Source organism: Roseomonas sp. F4, from assembly GCF_053891155.1.
Map to the genome: position 1 here is coordinate 276,006 of NZ_JBSSHK010000006.1, position 21,092 is coordinate 297,097.

Here is a 21,092-nt window from a genome sequence, read left to right on the forward strand (position 1 = left end):
ATCTCCCGTGAACAAAAAATAATACTATGCTAAATTTTCCGGATGAACGCATAAAGCTGTGCGCTCCTCCCTGTCAATCGACTGTGCATCCCCGCTTAGCCCGGCGCCAAGATTCTCACGCTGCTGGTAGACTGACGATGAATCGCGCGCCCAGGATGGCGCCGCTGGCGTCGCGGCGGTTCTCGGCCGCGATGCGGCCGCGCAGCCCCTCCACGATCTGGCGGGAGATCGAAAGGCCTAGGCCAGAATGCTGGCCGAAGCGCTCTCCGGTGGGGCGTTCGCTGTAGAAGCGGTCGAAGATGCTTTCCAGCTTGGCATCGGGAATGCCGGGGCCGTCATCCTCGACGATGAATTCCACCATCTGGCCGGTCGGCCGGGCGCGGACCAGCACATGGCCATCCTTCGGGCTGAAGGAGATGGCATTGCCGATCAGGTTGCGGAACACCTGCACCAGCCGGCCCTCCACACCCCGCACGATCAGCCCCTCCGCTGGCGCCTCGATCTCCAGCGTCGGGTCGCCATCCTCCCGCGTCGCGGCATGCAGCTCCCCCAGCGCGCCCAGGATGGGGGCGACATCGACGGGCGCGGCGATGGTCCGCGACAGCTCGGCATCGACCCGTGAGCTGTCGGCGATATCGTTGATGAGGCGGTCCATCCGCACCGCGTCGTCGGAGATGATGGCCAGCAGCCGGCGCTGTTTTACGGGATCCTCGATGCGACGCAGCGTCTCGATCGCGCTGCGCACGCTGGTCAGCGGGTTGCGCAACTCATGCGCCACATCGGCGGCAAAACGTTCATTGGCGTCGATGCGGGCCCAGAGCGCGCGTGCGGCGGTTTGCAGATCCCGCGCCAGCACGCCGATCTCATCCTCCCGCCGCAGCAGCGGCGCGGGCACGCTGCCGCCACGCCCCTCACCCTCGCGCATCGCCGCGGCAGATCTGGCGAGTTGCAGGATCGGCGTCGCGATGGTGCGCGACAGATAGAGCGACAGCAGCACCGTCAGCACCAGCGCCAGGGCGAAGAGCGCGAGGACCGAGACGCGGATATCCAGCAGCCGCGCATCCACCTCCCGCGCCTCCCGCGTCAGCAGCACGATGCCGACGGAAGCGGCGCCACGGCGGGCGGGCTCGGCCACCGAGACCAGCAGGCGGCCCTCGGCGGTGCGGCGGATATAGGGGCGGACACCGCCTTCCAGTGCCAGGCGCAGCTCCTCCCGCCGATCGGTGCCGCTGGCGCCGCCGAATTCGGGCTGCCAGTCGAAGGAGGGCGCGTTGGGATTCACATCCACCCGCACCTCGTCCTGCGCACCCCGCGGCAGCACGGCGAGCACCTGTTCATAAAGCCCGGCGACGGTGCCGGCGAAGGCGCCGCGCGGTTCGGGCGGTGGCAGGGGCTCCGTGACGATGGCACCACCTGGGCCTTCCCGCACCCGGCTGTCGGCGACCAGCAGGCCGGTATTGTCGAACAGCCGCGCCTGGGTGTTGGGGGAAGGCTCCACCAGCCGGCGCAGCAGCGGGCGGGCGGCTTCCGGCACCAGGATGGTGCGATCATCCCGCGGCGTCGCCGCCGCCTCCCCGATCGCTGCGGCATAGATGCGCGCCTGGGTGCGCAGCGATTCGACCTCCGCCGCCAGCAACCCGTTCTGGTACTGGTCCAAATAGAGCAGTGACGCGGCGAGCAGCGCCGGCGGCAGGGCGTTCATCAGCAGGATGCGCCGCAGCAACGGCGACATCCAGCGCCGGCGATGCGGCTCCGCCTTCGCCTTATGGGAAGGCGGGGTGGCCGAGAGCGGAGGGGCGCCGCCCGAATCGGGCATGGGTCCAGGGATCCCTGTGGCTGCTGCGAGGAAGCTAACGCGGGAGGCTGCCGCAAGGCCATGGCGGTTGCGTGGCGGCGTGGAAGGGCGAAGACTTCCGGTCAATCAAAATGGGGAAGCGCGAAAGATGCTTGGGCTGATGCAGGACTGGCCGCTTCGTGTCCACCGCCTGATCGACCACGCCGCCCGCCACCATGGCGGCCGCGCCGTGGTCAGTCGCAGCGTGGAGGGGCCGATCCACCGGACCGACTATGCCACCCTGCGCCTGCGCGCGCTGCGCCTGTCCCAGCGCATGGCGCGGGAGGGTGTGCGGCCCGGCGACCGGGTGGCGACGCTGGCCTGGAACACCTGGCGCCATATCGAGGCCTGGTACGGCATCACCGGCGCGGGTGCCGTCTACCACACGCTGAACCCCCGCCTGTTCCCGGATCAGATCGCCTGGATCCTCAACCATGCCGAAAGCCGGCTGATGTTTGTGGATCTTTCCTTCGTGGCGCTGGCGGAAGGCATTTCGGAAAAGCTGCCGCATATCTCGCGCTATGTGGTGCTGACCGATGCGGCGCATATGCCGGAGACGAAGCTACCGGGCGCGGTGGATTACGAGAGCTGGCTGGCGGAGGCGGATGGCGATTTCGACTGGGTGGCAGGCGAGGAAAACGCCGCCGCCGGCCTCTGCTACACCTCCGGCACCACCGGGGAGCCGAAGGGGGTGCTGTATTCGCACCGCTCCAACCTGCTGCATGCCCTGGCCGTCGCGGCACCGGATATGATGGGGCTTTCGGCCATGGACCGGGTGATGCCGGTGGTGCCGATGTTCCATGCCAATGGCTGGTGCCTGCCCTTCGTCGCGCCGCTGACCGGCGCCGGGCTGGTGCTGCCGGGGCCGAAGCTGGATGGGGCTTCGCTGCATGCGCTGATGGAGGCGGAGGGCGTGACCTTCACCGCCGCCGTGCCCACCGTCTGGCTCGGGTTGTTGCAGCACATGGAGGCGACGGGGGCCGAACTCACCACGCTCAAGCGCGTGGTCATCGGCGGCTCCGCCTGCCCGCGCGCCCTGACCGCGGCCTTCGAGCGGCGCGGCGTGCATGTGGTGCATGCCTGGGGCATGACCGAGACCAGCCCCATCGGCACCATCTGCGGCACCAAGCCGGAAGCGGCGGGACGCGATGCGGAGGGGGTGCTGGACCTCCAGGAAACCCAGGGCTTTCCGCCCTTTACCGTCGACATGCGCATCGTGGGCGACGATGGCGCTGAAAAACCCTGGGATGGCGAGACCTTCGGCAATCTCCAGGTGCGCGGCCCCACCGTGACGCGGGGCTATTTCCGAACCGGCGACGCGCTGACGGCGGATGGCTGGTTCGAAACGGGCGATGTCGCGACCATCGACGCCGCCGGCTACATGCACATCACCGACCGCACCAAGGATGTCATCAAATCCGGTGGCGAGTGGATTTCCTCCATCGCGCTGGAGAATCTCGCCATGGGCCATCCGGATGTGGCCGAGGCCGCCGTGATCGCCGCACGCCATCCGAAGTGGGACGAGCGGCCGCTGCTGGTGGTGGTGGCGAAGCCTGGGCGGGAGGTGACGCGGGAAGGGATGGTGGCGCATCTGGCGCCACATGTCGCCAAATGGTGGCTGCCGGATGATGTGGTGGTGGTGGACGAGATCCCGCACACCGCCACCGGCAAGATCCTCAAGACGCGGCTGCGTGAACGCTTCGCCGGGTATTTCGGGGTGGCGTGAGGGCTGGCCTCACGCGGCCCGGATGCTGCTGAGGAAGGTGTCGACCTTGCCGCGCAGGGTCTCCGCCTGACGCGCCAGCTCCGCCGAGGCCGAGCGCACGTCATTCGCCGCCGCCCCGGTCCGCGACGCGTCCTCGCTGACCCCGATGGCGTGGTGCGAGGCCTGCTGCGTGCCGCTCGCGGCCTCCGCCACCGCCTGGCCGATTTCCGCCGTGGCCTGCGCCTGCTGCGATGCCGTCTCCGCCACCTGCGCCGTCGTCGCGTTCAGCGTCTCGATCGTCCGCGCGATGGCGCGCACCACCTCCACTGTCCGGCTCGTCTCCATCTGCATCGCACCGATCTGGGTGCCGATCTCCTCCGTCGCTTTGGCGGTCTGCGCGGCAAGGAGCTTCACCTCGGAAGCCACCACCGCGAAGCCCTTCCCGGCCTCGCCGGCGCGGGCCGCCTCGATCGTCGCATTCAGCGCCAGCAGATTGGTCTGGCCGGCGATATCGCCGATCAGCCGCACCACATCGCCGATCCGCGACGCCGCATCGGACAGGCCGCGGACGGTGGCATCGGTGGCCTCAGCCGCTGCCGTGGCCTCCCGCGCCGCGGCGGCGGAGGCCTCGATCTGGCGCACCACCTCGGTGATCGAGGCCGAAAGCTCCTCTGTAGCCGCAGCCACGCTGCCCACATTGGTGCTGGCCAGCGCCGAAGCGTCGGCCACCGCCGTGGCGCGGACCGCGCCGCTTTCGGCCGTGGCGGCCATGGAGCCGGCGGTGGCGTCGAGCTCGGTGGCGGCGGAAGCGACGGTGCGGAGAACGTCCGCGGTTTCTTCCTCGAAGCCGTGGAGAAGGGTCTCGACCTGGGTGGCGCGCGCCAGGCGGGCCTGCTGTTCGCGGCTCTGGGCGGCTTCCAGCGCGACCCGCTCCAGCGAGGCCTGGCGCAGGTGCTCGATGGCGACGGCCATCTCACCGAGTTCATCGGAGCGGTCGCGGCCAGGGACATCCAGCGTCAGTTCGCCGCCACCGATGCGGCCCACCACCCCGGTCAGTACACCCAGCGGCGCCACGACACGGCGCAGCAGCATCACCAGGCTGGCGATGGCGATGCCGAGGATCACCGCGATGGCGGCCAGGGCCAGTCCGAGGCTGCGCCAGCTTTCAGCACTGTTGGAGAGCCCAACTTCCAGCGCTTCCTCCAGCGCGGCGTCGCGCATCTCCACGATCCCGTTCAGCGCCGGCGGCGAGAAGGCGCGGATCTGCGGCATCGTCATGGACCAAGTGTTGCCGCTGGAGGCCAAATTCGCGGCGGCTTCCTCCACGATCCGGCGCCAGGTCGGCTCCGCATTCCCCACGAAGTCGCGGCGCTGGGCGGCAAGCGCCTGCAGCAGGCGCGGCGTGCCGATGGCCTGGCTCAGCCGCTCGACATTGGCGAAGGTCTCCCGGATGGCACCGCTCAATTCACGGGCCTGGAGAAGCTGCGGGGCCTGTACGCCTTGGCCGCCGATCCAGCCGGTGATGGACAGGGATCTGCGGCCCGCCAGCTCACGCAGGGCCGCGACCTGCACGGCGATCTCCAGACGCACCGCGAGCTCCGGCGCGGTCAGCGCCAGGCGCTGGCCGACCGTCAACGCCAGGTTGGTCATGCCCTGGCCCAGCTCGGTCCTGGCGACTGTCAAATCGCGGACAATGGCGGGATCACGCGCGGCGGGCGGTTGCGGGGCGGCAGCGGTCACGCGACGCAGCAGGTCGTCCAGTCGCGCCTGTGTCGCTTGCAGTGAGGCGGGATCAAAGCCCGCCGCCTGCGCGCTCGCGGTGGCAGCGGTGAGCAACCCGCTGATTTCGGCATGACCTTGGCGCAGATCAGCAAGATCGGGCTGCGGGACAAGAAGCGCGCTGTTTAGCCGCCCCGACTGGATGCCATAGGTGGATTGAGCGCGGAGCACGTCGCTGATGGTGCGGGTGGCGAGGATGGCGCGGTCCGCGCGCTGGGCCTCCTGCCAGGCACCGGCGGCGACCCAGAGCGAGAGCGCGAGCCCAGGGATGGCGAGCAGGCCGAAACCCAACAGGAAGACGCTGCGGATACGCATGTGAGCCAAGGTCCTGATCGCGATTCCACGGGATCATGACGCAATGGCATTGCGAAGCAGCTAACGACCCATCCCTGCCAGCCTTCGCGGCCAGGCCGCAAAGCAGGGAAATGCGGGGTGATTTGGCCGGCACGGGGCGTGGGGTCTAAGGAAGGCGCCGCAACCTGCCGATGGATCCTCATGACCAGCCTTCCTCCCATCGCCCTCTTCGACATGAAGGCGCAGCAGGCGCTGATCCGCGCCGAGCTGGACCAGCGCCTGGCCTCCGTCCTGGACAGCGGGCGCTTCATCAACGGGCCGGAAGTGGTGGAGCTGGAACAGAAGCTCGCCGCCTTCGCCGGCTGCGCGCATGGCGTGGGCGTATCCTCCGGCACCGATGCGCTGGTGATCGCCATGATGGGCGAGGGCATCGGCCGCGGCGACGCAGTGTTCCTGCCGGCCTTCACCTATACCGCGACGGCCGAGGTGCCGCTGGTGCTCGGCGCCACGCCGATCTTCGTCGATGTGGACCCGGTAACCTTCAACATCGACATCGCCGATCTGAAGCGCCGCATCGCGCTGGTGGAGGCCGAGGGCCGCTTGCGCCCGGCGGCTGTGGTGGGCGTGGACCTGTTCGGCCTGGCCGCCGACTGGCCGGCGATCGAGGCGATCTGCGCCGAGAAGGGCATGTTCGCGCTGGATGACGCGGCCCAGGCTTTTGGCGCCTCGCTGGGCAATAAGCGGCTCGGACGCTGGGGCCATGCGACGGCCCTGAGCTTCTACCCGACCAAGACCCTGGGCTGCTACGGCGATGGCGGCGCGCTGCTGACCGACGATGCTGACCGGGCCGAGCTGTGGCGCAGCCTGCGCACCCATGGCGAGGGCAAGACCCGCTACGAGGTGGAGCGCACCGGCATGAATGGCCGCCTGGACACGATCCAGGCCGCGGTGCTGCTGGCCAAGCTGCCGCTGCTGGAAGGCGAGCTGGCGGCGCGGACCAAGGTGGCCGCGGGCTATGCGGCGGGGCTGGCGGACAAGGTGCAGGTGCCGGCGATGGTGCCGGGCCATGCCTGGGGCCTCTATTCGATCCTGCTGGCGGATTCCGCCGAACGGACCAGGGTGCAGGAGGCCTGCAAGGCCGCCGGTGTGCCGACCGCAATCTACTATCCGAAGTCGCTGCACCGGCAGCCGGCCTATGCGAGGGCCCATGCCGAGGGCATCGCGGCGGGCGCACCGGAATTGCCGGTGGCGGAAATGCTGTGCCAGCGCATCCTGTCGCTGCCCATGCATCCCTATCTGACCGAGGCAGAGGTTTCGCGGGTGGTCGCGGCGGTGGCAAGCGCGGTCTGAGGGATTTGACGGGGTAGGTCGCAAAGGCCCCCACCCCGACCCTCCCCCGCTTTGCGGGGGAAGGAGCAGAAAGTCAGCCGCCGGAGAGGAGGCGGACCAAGCCGTCGAGTTGGTCGAGGTCGCTGTAGCGTATGGTGACCTCGCCGCCCTTGCCCTGGTGGCGCACCGCCACCTTCAGGCCGAGGCGTTCCGTGAGGTCGCGTTCCAGCGCCCGGGTTTCGGGGTCCTGCGGACGGGGTGGGCCGCCGGCGGGCTCTGCCTTCGGGCGGGCGGTGGCCAGGGCCTCCGCTTGGCGCACGCTTAGGCCGCGGGCGACGATCTGGGCGGCGAGCTTTGCGGGTTCCGCCGTGCCGACCAAGGCGCGGGCATGGCCGGCGGTGAGCACGCCGCCGCGCAGCAATTCGCGCACCGGATCGGGCAGGGTCAGCAGGCGCAGCGTATTGGCGACATGGCTGCGGCTTTTGCCCACCGACTGGCCCAGTCCTTCCTGGGTCAGGCCGAATTCCTCCAGCAGGCGTTTGTAGCCCTCGGCCTCCTCCAGCGCGTTCAGGTCCTGGCGCTGGAGGTTTTCGACCAGGCCGGCGGCCATGGCTTCACGGTCGCCGAGTTCGCGGATGACGACCGGCACCTCATGCAGCTGGGCAGCCTGGGCGGCGCGCCAGCGGCGCTCGCCGCCGATGATCTCATAGCTGCCGGGGCTACCTGCCTTGGGGCGGACCAGGATGGGCTGGAGGATGCCGTGTTCGCGGATCGAGCTGGCAAGCTCCTCCAGGCTGGCGCGATCCATGCCACCGCGCGGCTGGAAGGGGCCGGGTTCCAGCGCCTCGACCGGCACATTGCGCAGCGCGTCTCCGCTCGCGGGATTGGCCGGGGCGTCGGGAATCAGGGCCGAGAGGCCACGACCAAGACGGGAGATGGGTTTGCGAGTTGTGCTGCTCATGAGGCGCGGATCCGCGCACGCTCCCTTTTGAGGAATTCCGCCGCAAGCCTGACATAGGCCTGGGCACCGGGTGATCGGAAATCGTAGAGCAGGACGGGCAGGCCATGGGAAGGGGCCTCGCTGACCCGGACGTTGCGGGGGATGGAGGTTTCGAAGACCTTGTCCTTGAAAAAGCCGCGCACGTCGCTGGCCACCAGCTCCGACAGGTTGTTCCGGCGATCCATCATCGTCAGCACGATTCCGTCCAGATGCAGCCGCGGATTCAGGGCGCGGCGCACACGGTCGATGGTGCGGGTGATCTGGCTGATGCCTTCCAAGGCGAAGAACTCGGCCTGCAACGGCACGAGCACGCCATCCGCCGCGACCAGGGCGTTGAGGGTGATGAGACCCAGGGATGGCGGGCAGTCGAGGAAGACATAGTCGAAATCGGCCAGGGTTGTCCTGGCCTCGACGAAGATATTGGCGAGGCGACGCTCGCGATCTTCCAGCGCGACAAGCTCGATCTCCGCGCCGGCGAGGTCGGGATCGGCGGGCAGGATGGCAAGGTTGGCCACCTGGGTCGGCCGCAGCAGTTCCGCCAAGGGCCGGCCATCGACCAGCAGGGCATAGCTGCCGGCGGCGCGGTCCTGGCGGCCGATGCCGAGGCCGGTCGAGGCATTGCCCTGAGGGTCGAGGTCGAGCAGCAGAACCTTGTGATCGGCGGCCAGGGCTGTCGCCAGATTGATGGCGGTGGTCGTCTTGCCGACGCCGCCCTTCTGGTTGGCGAAGGCCAGGACGCGCGGCGCCGCGCCGCCGGTCTTATGGCTGGACATGGCGGATATCGCTGAGGCGGAAGATGGTGGCCTCCGGGTCGGTGCGGCTGGCGAAGCGGTCCAGGGTAAAGCTCCAGTCGGAGGCAACCTCAGCCAGTTCGGCGTCGGCGGTGCGGCCCTTCGGGAAAATCGCGGTGCCGCCGGGGGCGAGCAGGCGCACGGCCTCCGGCAGCAACACCTTCATCGGTGCAAGGGCACGGGCGGTGAGGAGGGCAAGCGGCGGCAGGCGGGCCTCCTCGATTCGGGTCGGGTGGATGATAACCCGGGTCAGGCCGAGTCGGGCGGCGGCCTCGGTGAGAAAGGCGGCCTTGCGACGATCGGATTCCACCAGATGGGTGGGGCGGCCGGTGGCGATGGCGAGGATGAGTCCGGGCAGGCCGGCGCCGGAGCCGAGATCGCCAATGGGGCCGTCACTTTCGGGCAGCAGCGGGACCAGTTGCAGGCAGTCCTCGACATGGCGCTGGCGGAGGGATTCGGTGGTGGCGCGGCCGATCAGGTTGATCCGGCTGTTCCAGCGCAGCAGCAAATCCGCATAGGCGTGCAGGCGCGTGATCGCCTCGGCGTCGAGCTGCGGGAGGTCGGGCGCCGGATGCGGTGGCAAGGGATCGGGATGTTTCACGTGAAACAGCCCTATACCGATTCGGCCACGCCGCGTCGAAGGTGCACAGCCAAAGCGGCGATGGCGGCGGGGGTCACGCCGGGGACTCGGCTGGCGCTGCCGAGGCTGTCCGGCCGCGCGCGCGCCAGGCGCTGCTGCATCTCGGTGGACAATCCCGGGATGCCGCGGAAATCGAGCGTGGCGGGGAAGGTGAAGGATTCTTCCCGCGCCAACATGCGCCGCTCCACCTCCTGCCGCCGGAGATGCGGGGCGTAGAAGGCTTCGGCTTCGAGCTGGACGGCGACGGCGGGCGGCAGGTCGGCGAGCCAGGGAAACGCGGCGGCGGCCATGGTGGCGGTGACATCTGGCAGGGCCAGCACCTCCAACACCGTGCGGCGGCGGCCGTCCTGGCGGATTGGCACGCCGGCGGCGGTCAGCGCGTAGGGGGTCGCCTCGTCCAGGGCCGCGCGCTGCAAGGCGCCGGCGACCTGGGCGGCGAAGTCGGCATGGCGGGCGGCGCGGGCAGAACCGACACAGCCCCAGGCGAGACCGCGATCCGTCAGGCGCAGCCCGGCATTGTCGGCCCGCAGGCTGAGCCGATGTTCAGACCGGGCCGTCAGCATCCGATAGGGCTCGCTGACGCCCTGGCCGACGAGGTCGTCCAGCATGACGCCGATATAGGCCTCGGCCCGGTTCAGGACGCGATCGGGCGTCTGGCCGGCGGCGCGCTGCGCGGCGTTGAGGCCGGCCATCAGGCCCTGGGCGGCAGCCTCCTCATAGCCCGTGGTGCCGTTGATCTGCCCCGCCAGGAACAGGCCTGGCACCGCGCGCAGTTCCAGCGTGCGATGCAGGGCGCGCGGGTCCACATGGTCGTATTCGATGGCATAGCCGGGCCGCAGGATGCGGGCGCGTTCCAGCCCCGGGATGGAGGCGATCAGCGCCGCCTGCACATCCTCCGGCAGGCTGGTGGAAATACCGTTGGGATAGACGGTGTCGTCATCCAGCCCCTCTGGCTCCAGGAAGATCTGGTGCCGCTGGCGGTCGGCGAAGCGGACCACCTTGTCCTCGATGGAGGGGCAATAGCGTGGGCCGACGCCCTGGATCTGACCGCTATAGACGGCGGAGCGGTGCAGATTGGCCTGGATCAGCGCATGGGTCGCCGGCGTGGTCCAGGTGATGCGGCAGAGCATCTGCGGATTGGTGATGCGCTCCGTCAGCCAGGACATGGGCTCAGCCGGATCGTCGCCAGGCTGGGGCTCCAGCGCATCCCAGTCGATGGTACGGCCATCGAGGCGTGGCGGCGTGCCGGTCTTCAGCCGGGCCAGTGGCAAGCCGAGGCGGTCCAGGGTGCGAGCCAGACCGATGGAGGGCGCCTCCCCCACCCGACCGGCCGGGGTGCGTGTGTCGCCCAGGTGGATCTCGCCGCGCAAAAAAGTGCCGGTGGTGAGGATGACTGCGCCGCAGGGGATGCGGGTGCCGTCGGCGGTCAGCACGGCGCGGACATGGCCGCTGGCGTCGATCTCCAGATCCTCGGCCGCCTCGCCGCGCAGGGTCAGGTTCGGCGTTTCGGCGAGCAGCGCCTGCATGGCCTGGCGATAGAGCCGGCGGTCAGCCTGGATGCGGGGGCCGCGCACGGCGGGCCCCTTGCTGCGGTTCAGCACCTTGCAATGGATGGCGGCGGCATCCGCCGCGCGGGCGATCAGCCCGTCCAGCGCATCGACCTCCCGCACCAGATGGCCCTTGCCAATGCCGCCGATGGCCGGGTTGCAGGACATCTCGCCGATGGTGTCGAGGCGATGCGTCAACAGCAGCGTGCGCGCGCCACATCGCGCGGCAGCCGCTGCGGCCTCGCAGCCCGCATGCCCGCCACCCACCACCACCACGTCGAAGTCAGGGATCGTCGCCATGGGGGCGGTATAGGCCGACTACTTGCCGATGCAGAAGTCGCGGAATACGGCATCGAGCACCTGTTCGACCTCGACCCGTCCCGTAAGCCGCCCGAGCGCCATCAGCGCTGCGCGAAAACCCTCCGCCGCGACCTCCGGCAGGCCCGCCGATTCAGCCTCCGCGAGGTGCGTCACCGCTTCGGACAGGGCGGCACGGTGGCGCGTGCGGGTCAGAGCTGGGGCGTCGCCCAGGCCGGCATGGCGCTGCGCGGCCTCGGTCAGCGCCTGTTTCAACGCGCTTAGCCCCTGCCCCGTCCGGACGCTGGTGGGCAAGGTTGGATGGCCCTGGATCGTCGCGGGTGCCGACGCCAGATCGCATTTGGTGGCCACGACGATGGCGCCTTCAGCCTCCGCCAGCAGGGCCAGGGTGCCGACATCGGGCGCACGGTCGCAGGCGAAGGCGGCGATCAGCAGGTGGGCGGCGCCGGCACGGCGGGTGGCGCGGCGCACCCCCTCCTGCTCCACCGCGTCCTCGGTGGCGCGCAGCCCGGCGGTGTCGGCGATCACAACTGGCACACCGCCCAGGACCAGCCGGCATTCCACGATGTCGCGTGTGGTGCCGGGCTGTGGCGAGACGATCGCCGCCTCCTGCTCCACCAGAGCATTCAACAGGGAGGATTTACCGGCATTGGGAGCGCCGATGATGGCGATGGACAGGCCCTCCCGCAGCTTCTCGCCACGACCGCCATCGGTCAGATGCCGCTCAATTTCGCCCCGCAAGGCCGCGGCAGCGGATCGCGCCTGGTGGGACAGGTCGCTCGGCAGGTCATCCATCTCGAACTCGATGGCCGCTTCCTGCTGGGCCAAAATGCGCGTCAGCCGCGCGGTCCAGCCGCCATAGAGCCGGGCCAGGGCGCCATCGGCCTGCCGCAGGGCCTGGCGTCGCTGGGTGTCCGTCTCCGCGGCGATCAGGTCGGCGATGGCCTCCGCCTGAGTCAGGTCCATCCGACCATGCAGAAAGGCGCGGCGGGTGAATTCGCCGGGCTCGGCGGGGCGGCAGCCCAGTTCCAGCAGCGCCGCCTCCACTGCGGCGATCACAGCAGCCCCGCCATGCAGATGCAGCTCCGCCGCGTCTTCGCCGGTGTAGCTCTGGGGGCCGGGGAACCAGAGGACCAGAGCCTGGTCGAGCAGATCACCCTTGCTGTCCACCAGACGGCGCAGACTTGCCCGGCGAGGCGGCGGCAGGCCCTTGGCCAAGACGGCCACCATCCGCCCCACCTGCGCGCCCGACAGGCGCAGCACGGCGACGGCCGCCTGCCCGGCGCCGGAGGCCCGCGCCATGATGGTATCGGTCATGCCGCTCATGCGGTCTGTTTCACGTGAAACACCCGACGGCGCTCAGCCCTTCGGCGGCGGGACGTCATGCTCTGTCAGCATCAGGTGCCGCGCCCGACCGCCCTCGACCAGGTGCGCTTGCAGGATGGTGTCCACATCCTCCCGCGTCTGCGGGCTGTACCAGACGCCTTCAGGGTAGATCACCAGGACCGGACCGAATTCGCAACGATCCAGGCAGCCGGCCTGATTGATGCGAACGCCGCCCAGGCCGAGCTCCTTCGCCCGGACCTTCATATAGTCCCGCAGGGCCTCACTGCCCCGCGCCGCGCAGGATCCGCGCTTGTGGCCATCCGGGCGCCGATTGCAGCAGACGAAGACATGCGCCCGGAAATAGGCGGGCGGATCCCGCATCTCCGCTGCCGGGTCGGTCAGGGCATCGGTCATGGAAACCTCCGGATGGCGCGGGCAGCCTGGGTCTCGGCGTCATTTAGCGAGGCCGCGACGACGCCGCCAGGGCGGGCGCGGGCGGATGCCGCGACAGGCGGGCCGAAAGGGTTGTAGAATGAGCCCCGCTTGACGACCGTCTGCGGAATGTGGCGCATGGCGGTCCCCTGGACGAATGTGAATGCCCCAGCTCTCCTGCCTCACCCCGATCGGGGAGGTGACGTTATCGGCCGAAGACGACGCGATCGTGGCACTCGACTGGGGCCGCGGCCGCGATCAGTCGGCGACACCGCTGCTGCGCGCCGCGGTCACCCAGCTTCAGGACTACTTCGATGGGGTCCGGACGGAATTCGACCTTCCGCTCGCCCCCTTCGGATCCGCCTTCCAGCAAAGGGTATGGGCCGCGTTGCGGGCCATTCCGCCCGGCGAGACCCGATCCTATGGCGATCTGGCCCGCCTGCTCGGTTCCTCCGCCCGCGCCATCGGCCAGGCCAATGGCGCGAACCCGATCCCGATCCTGATCCCCTGCCACCGGGTGGTGGCCGCCGGCGGCAGGATCGGCGGCTATTCCGGGGGCGAAGGCGCCCCCACCAAGCGCGTGTTGCTCGAACTGGAGCGGCGCACCCGTCCGACCTCTGAAGGCCCGCAGGCCGACCTCCCCCTCCATCAAGCCCCAGGGACGACACCCCCATGAACCATGCCATCCGCGTGCACGAATATGGCGGTCCCGAGAAGCTGGTGTGGGAGGAAGTGCCCGTCCCCGCCCCCAAACCCGGGGAGGCTCTGGTCCGGCACCAGGCCGTCGGCCTGAACTACATCGACGTCTATTTCCGCACGGGGCTCTACAAGGCGCCGTCCCTGCCCGCCACGATCGGCATGGAGGCCGCCGGCGTGGTCGAGGCCGTGGGCGAAGGTGTTACCCATGTCGCCCCTGGCGATCGCGTCGCCTATGCCACCGCGCCGATCGGGGCCTATGCCGAAGCGCGCACCATCAAGGCCGACCGCCTGGTGAAGGTGCCGGAGGCGATTGCCCCCGAACAGGCCGCCGCCATGATGCTGCAGGGCATGACGGCGGGCTTCCTGCTGACCCGCACCTACAAGGTGCAGCCAGGCCAGACCATTCTGGTCCACGCTGCGGCCGGCGGCGTTGGCCTCATCATGACGCAATGGGCCAAGCATCTCGGCTGCACGGTCATCGGCTGCGTCAGCACCGAGGAAAAAGCGGCGCTCGCCAAAGCGCATGGCGCGGATCACATCGTCATCGGGCTGGAGACCCTGCCGGCCCAGGTGAAGGAGATCACCGGCGGTGCCATGCTGCCCGTGGTCTATGACAGCGTTGGCCGCGACAGCTTCACGCCCTCGCTAGACTGCCTGGCGCCCTACGGGATGATGGTGTCCTACGGCAACGCCTCCGGCCCGGTCACCACCGATATCGGCATCCTGGCCGCCAAGGGCTCGCTCTACCTCACCCGCCCGACGCTCGCGACCTACACGGCCAAGCGCGAAGACCTGGAAGCCCATTCGGCGGCCTTGTTCGATGTGGTCGCCAAGGGGGCCGTGAAGATCCGCGTCAACCAGACTTTTGCGCTGAAGGATGCAGCGGAGGCCCATCGCGCTCTGGAAGCCCGCAAGACCACCGGCAGCACGGTCCTGCTCCCCTGAAGATGCAACTCAGCCTTCGCGCACCTCCGCGCGCTGACCGCCAGAAAGGCTGAGCAGCGCCTCCGGCGTGGTCTCGAAGACATGCATGGGCGAGCCCGCGGCCGCCCAGACCCGCTCGAAGCGGAACAGGTCCTCATCGACCAGCACCAGCGGCGGCGTCGCATGGCCCAGCGGCGCCACGCCACCGATGGCGAAGCCCGTCACCTCCCGCACCCAGCTCCCATCGGCGCGTTTCACGTGAAACAGCGGCGCGGCCGCGCCAGCACTCAGCGCCGCCGCCACCTTCGCCATGTCGACACGGTTGGCGCCGGAGGCGATGACCAACACCGGGCGATCCCCCGCCCGAAAGATGATGGATTTGGCGATCTGCGCCACGTCGCAGCCCACGGCCGCCGCGGCCTCCGCCGCGCTGCGGGTGCCATCGGGGAAGGCCGCCACACTGTCCGCATGCCCCGCCGCCCGAAGCGCCGCCCTCACCCGTTCGACAGACCCGCCCGACATCGCCATATCTCCCGCCAATGGAACCTCTCGCCCTCTACATCCACTGGCCCTTCTGCGCCGCCAAGTGCCCCTATTGCGACTTCAACAGCCATGTCCGCGACCGCGTGGACCAGGCCGCCTTCGCCGCCGCGCTGCGCCAGGAGTTGTCGCGGGAAGCCGCCCGCGCCAACCACAGCGGGCGCCGCCGCCTGGCCAGCATCTTCTTCGGTGGCGGCACGCCGAGCCTGATGGCGCCCGCCACCGCCGCCGCGTTGATCGAGGATGCGGCGCGCCTGTTCGACGCCGAGCCGGATCTCGAAATCACGCTGGAGGCCAATCCCACCAGCGTCGAGCTGCAAAAACTCCGCGACTTCCGCGCGGCCGGCGTCAACCGCGTCTCGCTCGGCGTCCAGGCGCTCGACCCCGCAGCGCTGGCCTTCCTTGGCCGCAAGCACGATACGAGGGAGGCGATCACGGCCCTGGAACAGGCCCGCGCCACCTTCCCGCGTGTCTCCTTCGACCTGATCTATGCCCGCCCCGGCCAGGCCGAAGCCGCCTGGCGGGCGGAGCTGCGACAGGCCCTGGCGCTGGCGGCCGACCATCTCTCGCTCTACCAGCTCACCATCGAGCCAGGCACGCAATTCGCTACCCTGTTCGGCCGCGGCGCCTTCACCCTGCCGGAGGGTGACGAGGCCGCCCGCCTCTACACCGCCACCGCCGAGGAAGCCGGGCGCTTCGGCCTGCTGCCCTATGAGATTTCCAACTACGCCCAGCCCGGCGCCGAAAGCCGCCACAACCTCGCCTATTGGCGCTATGGCGACTATCTCGGCATCGGCGCCGGCGCGCATCAGCGCCTGACCCTGCCCGACGGCAGCCTGATGGCCGCCCGCCGCCACCGCGCGCCGGAGGAATGGCTCGCCCGGGTCCAGCGCGATGGCCATGCGGTGGTGGAGGAGGAAGCCCTCTCCCCCCGCGACCGGGCGCGGGAGGCGTTGCTGATGGGGCTGCGGCTGACGGAAGGCATCGACACGACGCGCATCGAACGCCGCAGCGGCCTTCCCTTCCTCGAATGTGTCGAGCCCGACGCCCTGACTGCCCTGTTGGAAGAGGGACTCCTGGCCTGGCAGGGACCAACGCGGCTGAGGGCCACGCCGGACGGCCTGCTGCGCCTGGATGCGCTGCTGCCGCATCTGGTCCGCTGAGTCGGGCCCGCCCCGCGGGCCGGATGTTGGTCACATGGACGGGTTGAGGTTACACAGCCTCCACCGTCACGCATCCGCCACGCATCAGCCCCCCACGCGATCGGCCCTGGAACCGGACCCCGCCTTGCATGAACACCAAATCCATCCTGCTCATCGGCTTTCCGCGTGGCTTCACCAGTGAAACTTACCGGATCATGTTCGAGGCCATGGATCTGGCCAAGCCAAGCGCGACAGCCGGCGAGGTCCTGAACTGGCAGCGTTGGCCGGAGAATTGTCCGCCCGCCATCTACGACATGAAGTTCTTCGACCAGCGTCCGGAAAACTACGCCGGCATCGCTCAGGTCTATGACGATATCTTCAGCTCCGGCATTCCTCATCTGATGAAGGACGTGGTGCAGCCCTTCCACACGCTGCGCTATTTGCGGGACCATCCCGACCGGTTCCAGGTCCTCTATATCCGGCGCGACCTGCGGGCGGTGATCCACAGCCTGCGGAAGCGGGGCTGGGGCTATGTGCATTCGATTCAGGCCCTCGATCAGGAATTCATGAAATTCCCCTTCCTCGAGGCCAGCCGCATCATGCACGACCCGGCCTATATCGTTCGGAAGATCAGGGGCCTGGGCTACACCATCCGGGAACGGGACTATCTGAGCCCCGCCTTCGTCGCCACCCGTGACGGCATCCTGGATGAGCTGGAGGCCCAGTTGCCGGTTGTCAGCCGCCTGTCACCCGAAAGCTGGCCCTTGCTGGAGAGCGGCCGGCGCTACGCCTTTGGCAAGACACTCAACGGCGATGCCCAACAGGCGCTGCTCGCGGCCAATTGGTCGAAGCCCGAGGACCGGGGTGTCTGGACCGACGGCAATGCCGCGCTTCTCACCATGACCCTCCCGCCTCTGCCCTCAGGCGCCCGCCTGACACTGGACCTCGGTGGCAACCGCTTCCTCAACAACAAGGTCCAGATCAGCACGGACGGCCTGGACCTGCCGACCCAGCAGGTGGCGATCTCCATGAAGGGCCAGCTGACGGCTTCGCTGAAATTGCCGCCGACAACCGCGCCACAGCCACTCTCCATCACCCTGCGGCCGGACCAGACGGTGATCCCCGGCCTGCTGGGTGACACCCGCAGCCTGGTGGCGCAGGGCGTGCGGCTGTTCAGCCTGAAGGTGACGCCCACGGCGCCTCAGCGCCCCGCCGAAAGCTCCAGAGCCCGCGCATAGACCTGCTTGCGCGGCAGGCCGGTCGCCGCCGCCACCATCGCCGCCGCATCCCGCAGGCTCTGACCGGCCATGGCCGCCCGAAGCTGGGCGTCGAGATCTGCGGCCTCCGTCGTCTCCTCCGGCGCCGGGCCGACACAGATGCAGATCTCGCCGCGCGCTGCCTCCGTCGCGTAATGCGCTGCGAGCGCCGTCAGGCTGCCGCGCCGCACCTCCTCAAAGCGCTTGGTCAATTCCCGCGCCACCGCCGCTGGCCGCTCGCCGCCCAAACCCTCGGCCAGCGAGGCCAGGGTCTCGGCCAGACGGTGTGGCGCCTCATGCAGCACCAGCGTGGCGGAAAGCCCCGCCCGCTCCGCCGCCCGATGCCGCGCGATCGCGGCCGATCTGGGCCCCTCCTTCGGCGGCAGGAAGCCCAGGAACACGAAAGGGTGAGGCGGCAGGCCCGACAGCGTCAGGGCGACCACCGCCGCGTTGGGTCCGGGAATGGCGGTGACCGGGAGGCCAGCTTCGATGACAGCACGCACCAGCCGGTATCCGGGGTCGGAGACCAGCGGCGTGCCGGCATCGGAAGCGAGCGCCAACCGCGCCCCGCCTTCAAGACGAGCCAACAAGCGGGGTATCATTTCCGCCTCGTTGTGGTCATGCAGTGGCAGCAGCGTCGCAGAGGCGCCATAACGCTGTAACAACTGGCCTGTTACCCTGGTGTCCTCGCAGAGCACGGCATCCACCGCGCCGAGCACAGCGAGCGCCCGGGGCGACAGGTCGCCGAGATTGCCGATGGGTGTCGCCACCAGGGAAAGCCCAAGCGGGGCTTCCGGGGGCGTCACACGCTCAGGAGGGTCGCCGTTTGCCACGTCACTCGTCCCGCCACCTGTTCACCGCTCCGCAGCCCCAAGCGCCCGTTGCGCCTCGGTCGGTGGCAGCGCCGCAGGGCCGCCGCCGCCTTGGCCGGGCATCGCTTGGCGCGTTGCTGGCCACCGTTCTGGGCCTCGCCGCCTGTGCGCCGCAAGCCCCCCGCCCCTCCTTCATCGGCGTGGCGCCGCCCATCGGTGGCGCGCAGATGCCTGGACCCGTCGGCCCGCAGCGCGCCGCGATGCTGCTGCCGCTGACCGGTCCGCAGGCGCCGCTCGGCCAAGCCATGCTGAATGCCGGCTACATGGCGCTGTTCGATGAATCGCAGTCGGGCATCGAGATCGCCCCGCGGGACACCGGCGGCACCCCCAACGGCGCCGCCGCCGCCGCCCGCGCCGCCATCGCCGATGGCGCGCGCATCCTGATCGGCCCGCTGACCAGCGCCGAGGTCGCCGCCGTTGCCGGCCCGGCACGGGCCGCCAATGTCCCGGTGCTGGCCTTCACCAATGATTCGCAGCGCGCCGGCGGTGGTGTCTGGGTGCTTGGCATCACGCCGCAGCAGCAGGTCCGCCGCGTGGTGGCCGCCGCCGCGGCGCAGGGCGCGCAGAACTTCGCCCTTGGCGCGCCGGATAACGAGTTCGGCCGCGCCTTGGCCACGGCGCTGCGCGGCGCCACCTCCGATCTCGGCCTGCCGGCGCCCAGCATTGCGCTGCATCCGGCCAATGCCGAGCCGGCCATGGCCGCCTCCGGCGCCCGCGTCTCCGGCAGCCGGGCCGATGCGGTGCTGATCGGGGAGACCGGTGAACGCGCCCGCCGCTTCGCCGCCACCTGGATGTCGGAAGCCCAGGCCGGCGGCCAGACGCCGCGCATGCTCGGCACGGCGCTCTGGCTCAGCGACAGCAGCCTGGGCCGGGAACCGGCGTTGGCCGGCGCCTGGTTCGCAGGCCCCGATGGCCGCGCCCGCGCCCGCTTCGAGGCCCGCTACCGCGACGCCTTCCGCGAAACGCCGCCGCGCATCGCCGCCACGGCCTATGACGCCGCAGCCATCGCCACCCGTGCGCTGCGCAACGGCACCACGCCGGGCCAGGCCATGGCCGGTGACGGCCTGGGTGGGGAGGGTTTCGCGGGCGCCGACGGGCCCGTGCTGCTGCTGCCGGATGGCCAGACGCGGCGCGGCCTGGCGGTCTATGCCGTGGGCACCGGCAGCGAGCCCCAGCTCATCGAGCAGGCGCCGCAACCCGGCGCGCCGGGCTCCTAGCCCCCGCCTCCGGATGCCGGTCGCCGCCCCCCCCACAGGCCGCTGGCTGGCCGGCGCTGCGCTGATCGGCGGCGTGCCGGCCATCGCCCTGCTGCTGCTGCTGCTGGGCGGTGAGTTGGCGGCGCTTCCCGGCATGCTGGCGCTGGCCAGCACCATGGTCGCGGCGCTCACCGTCTCCCGCATCTGGCTCGGCAATCTGGACAGTCTCGCCGCCGCCCTGCGGCAGGCGGCGGAAGGCGGCACCGGCACCGTGCCGGAACTCGCCGGGCCGCTGCTGCTGCCCTCGGTGGCGGAGGTGGCGGAAACCGCCCGGCGCGTCGCCCGCGTGCTCCAGGCCCGCACCGAACAAATCTCCCGCCTGCGCCAGGCCGATGAGGCGATCATCGAACGCCTGCCCGACCCGCTGGTGGTGCTGGATGCCGATGGCGCCCCGCTGCGCGCGAATGCGGAGGCGCGCAGCCTGTTCGGCGGCGCCCCCGGCAGCGGCGGCGACCTCGCCGCGCTGCTGCGCCATCCCGCCTTGGCCGAGGCCGTGGCGGCCGCCTTGTCCGGCGGCGTGCCACAGACGGCGGATATCGCCCTGCCGGTGCCCGTGCCGCGTGAATTGCGCATCCATGCCGTGCCGATGGACCCGCCACTGGGCGATGGCGGCCGCCTGCTGCTGGTGCTGTCGGACCGCACGCGCGATCGGGCGGTGGAGCGGATGCGCGCGGATTTCGTCGCCAATGCCAGCCATGAGCTGCGCACCCCACTCGCCAGCCTGATCGGCTTCATCGAGACCCTGCGTGGCCCGGCCGAGGATGACCGGGAGGCCAGCGCCCGATTCCTCAGCATCATGGCTGAACAGGCGGATCGCATGCGCCGGCTGATCGACGACCTGCTGGGCCTGTCCCGCATCGAGATCACGGAACATCAGCCGCCGACCGGACAGGTCGATCTCAGCGCGCTGGCGGCGGCGGAGGTGGAGGCCATGGGTCCGATCCTGGCCGGCCGGGGCGCCCAGGTGGCGATCGATGCCGCGCCCGGCCTGATCGCCAGCCCGGCCGATGCCGGCCAGCTCGCCCAGGTGCTGCGCAACCTGCTGGAAAATGCCGTCCGCTATGGGCGGGAGGGTGGCACCATCCGCCTGAGCGTGGCGCGGGCGGAGGAGACGATGCCCCCCCGCTGGCCCGCCCGCCCCGGCCTGGTGCTGACCGTGGCCGATGACGGGCCGGGCATCCCGCGCCAGCACCTGCCGCGCCTGACGGAGCGCTTCTACCGGGTGGATCGCGGTCGGGGTCGCAACGCCGGCGGCACCGGGCTGGGGCTCGCCATCGTCAAGCACATCGTCAACCGCCATCGTGGCCAGATGCAGATCGACAGCGAGGAAGGTGTCGGCTCCACCTTCCGGGTCTGGCTGCCGTCGGCGTAGCGCGGCGGACGCCGCCATCCCGTGAAATTCGGACGG

The 21,092-nt window shown here is 70.1% G+C and carries 18 protein-coding genes; 8 read left to right on the forward strand and 10 right to left on the reverse strand.

Going from position 1 to position 21,092, the window contains the following annotated elements:
* Positions 1–115: 115 nt before the first annotated feature.
* Positions 116–1,816, reverse strand: coding sequence for a stimulus-sensing domain-containing protein (locus ACVFYP_RS24295; protein ID WP_499202813.1), 1,701 nt, complete (start codon positions 1,814–1,816; stop codon positions 116–118).
* Positions 1,817–1,943: 127 nt separating this feature from the next.
* Here ACVFYP_RS24295 and ACVFYP_RS24300 point away from each other — a divergent pair, with 127 nt between their 5' ends.
* Entirely contained in the window at positions 1,944–3,560 is a 1,617-nt protein-coding gene (locus ACVFYP_RS24300; protein WP_499202814.1) for a long-chain-fatty-acid--CoA ligase, read from the forward strand.
* A gap of 9 nt (positions 3,561–3,569) precedes the next feature.
* On the opposite strand, the gene ACVFYP_RS24305 is transcribed toward ACVFYP_RS24300, so the two are convergent.
* On the reverse strand, positions 3,570–5,633 hold the full coding sequence (locus ACVFYP_RS24305; RefSeq protein ID WP_499202815.1) for a methyl-accepting chemotaxis protein: 2,064 nt from the start codon (positions 5,631–5,633) through the stop codon (positions 3,570–3,572).
* A gap of 180 nt (positions 5,634–5,813) precedes the next feature.
* Between ACVFYP_RS24305 and ACVFYP_RS24310 the strand changes: the two genes are divergently transcribed.
* Positions 5,814–6,962 (forward strand): DegT/DnrJ/EryC1/StrS family aminotransferase, encoded by a 1,149-nt coding sequence (locus ACVFYP_RS24310; protein ID WP_499202816.1) that lies wholly within the window; start codon positions 5,814–5,816, stop codon positions 6,960–6,962.
* A gap of 73 nt (positions 6,963–7,035) precedes the next feature.
* On the opposite strand, the gene ACVFYP_RS24315 is transcribed toward ACVFYP_RS24310, so the two are convergent.
* The 6 genes from ACVFYP_RS24315 to ACVFYP_RS24340 are packed head-to-tail and all read right to left on the reverse strand — an operon-like array spanning position 7,036 to position 12,977.
* A complete protein-coding gene (locus ACVFYP_RS24315; RefSeq protein WP_499202817.1) occupies positions 7,036–7,902 on the reverse strand; it encodes a ParB/RepB/Spo0J family partition protein in 867 nt (288 codons plus the stop codon).
* Entirely contained in the window at positions 7,899–8,714 is an 816-nt protein-coding gene (locus tag ACVFYP_RS24320) for a ParA family protein (protein ID WP_499202818.1), read from the reverse strand. Before ACVFYP_RS24320 ends, ACVFYP_RS24315 begins: the two co-directional genes overlap by 4 nt.
* Positions 8,701–9,333, reverse strand: coding sequence for a 16S rRNA (guanine(527)-N(7))-methyltransferase RsmG (gene rsmG, locus ACVFYP_RS24325; RefSeq protein ID WP_499202819.1), 633 nt, complete (start codon positions 9,331–9,333; stop codon positions 8,701–8,703). Before rsmG ends, ACVFYP_RS24320 begins: the two co-directional genes overlap by 14 nt.
* Before the next feature lie 11 nt (positions 9,334–9,344).
* Positions 9,345–11,219 (reverse strand): tRNA uridine-5-carboxymethylaminomethyl(34) synthesis enzyme MnmG, encoded by a 1,875-nt coding sequence (mnmG, locus tag ACVFYP_RS24330; protein ID WP_499202820.1) that lies wholly within the window; start codon positions 11,217–11,219, stop codon positions 9,345–9,347.
* An 18-nt stretch (positions 11,220–11,237) separates the two neighbouring features.
* On the reverse strand, positions 11,238–12,563 hold the full coding sequence (gene mnmE / locus ACVFYP_RS24335) for a tRNA uridine-5-carboxymethylaminomethyl(34) synthesis GTPase MnmE (RefSeq protein ID WP_499202821.1): 1,326 nt from the start codon (positions 12,561–12,563) through the stop codon (positions 11,238–11,240).
* Positions 12,564–12,596: 33 nt separating this feature from the next.
* Entirely contained in the window at positions 12,597–12,977 is a 381-nt protein-coding gene (locus ACVFYP_RS24340) for a (2Fe-2S) ferredoxin domain-containing protein (RefSeq protein WP_499202822.1), read from the reverse strand.
* 181 nt (positions 12,978–13,158) lie between these two features.
* Here ACVFYP_RS24340 and ACVFYP_RS24345 point away from each other — a divergent pair, with 181 nt between their 5' ends.
* The gene (locus ACVFYP_RS24345) at positions 13,159–13,671 is read left to right on the forward strand and encodes a methylated-DNA--[protein]-cysteine S-methyltransferase (RefSeq protein WP_499202823.1); all 513 of its coding nucleotides are present in this window, start codon (positions 13,159–13,161) and stop codon (positions 13,669–13,671) included.
* On the forward strand, positions 13,668–14,639 hold the full coding sequence (locus tag ACVFYP_RS24350; RefSeq protein WP_499202824.1) for a quinone oxidoreductase family protein: 972 nt from the start codon (positions 13,668–13,670) through the stop codon (positions 14,637–14,639). The genes ACVFYP_RS24345 and ACVFYP_RS24350 overlap by 4 nt, the downstream gene beginning before the upstream one ends.
* Before the next feature lie 9 nt (positions 14,640–14,648).
* Here ACVFYP_RS24350 and ACVFYP_RS24355 read toward each other — a convergent pair whose 3' ends face one another.
* Positions 14,649–15,140 carry a YbaK/EbsC family protein gene (locus ACVFYP_RS24355; RefSeq protein ID WP_499202825.1) on the reverse strand — a complete coding sequence of 164 codons (492 nt, stop codon included), beginning with the start codon at positions 15,138–15,140 and terminating at the stop codon, positions 14,649–14,651.
* Positions 15,141–15,157: 17 nt separating this feature from the next.
* Here ACVFYP_RS24355 and hemW point away from each other — a divergent pair, with 17 nt between their 5' ends.
* Positions 15,158–16,321 carry a radical SAM family heme chaperone HemW gene (gene hemW, locus ACVFYP_RS24360; protein ID WP_499202826.1) on the forward strand — a complete coding sequence of 388 codons (1,164 nt, stop codon included), beginning with the start codon at positions 15,158–15,160 and terminating at the stop codon, positions 16,319–16,321.
* A 128-nt stretch (positions 16,322–16,449) separates the two neighbouring features.
* Positions 16,450–17,538 carry a hypothetical protein gene (locus tag ACVFYP_RS24365; protein WP_499202827.1) on the forward strand — a complete coding sequence of 363 codons (1,089 nt, stop codon included), beginning with the start codon at positions 16,450–16,452 and terminating at the stop codon, positions 17,536–17,538.
* Here the strand turns inward: ACVFYP_RS24365 and rsmI are convergent.
* On the reverse strand, positions 17,502–18,389 hold the full coding sequence (rsmI, locus tag ACVFYP_RS24370) for a 16S rRNA (cytidine(1402)-2'-O)-methyltransferase (RefSeq protein ID WP_499202828.1): 888 nt from the start codon (positions 18,387–18,389) through the stop codon (positions 17,502–17,504). The two genes, ACVFYP_RS24365 and rsmI, sit on opposite strands and share 37 nt — an antisense overlap.
* 113 nt (positions 18,390–18,502) lie before the next feature.
* Between rsmI and ACVFYP_RS24375 the strand changes: the two genes are divergently transcribed.
* Positions 18,503–19,645, forward strand: a complete 1,143-nt coding sequence (locus ACVFYP_RS24375; RefSeq protein ID WP_499202829.1) for a penicillin-binding protein activator — start codon at positions 18,503–18,505, stop codon at positions 19,643–19,645.
* A gap of 13 nt (positions 19,646–19,658) precedes the next feature.
* Positions 19,659–21,056 carry an ATP-binding protein gene (locus ACVFYP_RS24380; protein WP_499202830.1) on the forward strand — a complete coding sequence of 466 codons (1,398 nt, stop codon included), beginning with the start codon at positions 19,659–19,661 and terminating at the stop codon, positions 21,054–21,056.
* Positions 21,057–21,092: the final 36 nt, after the last annotated feature.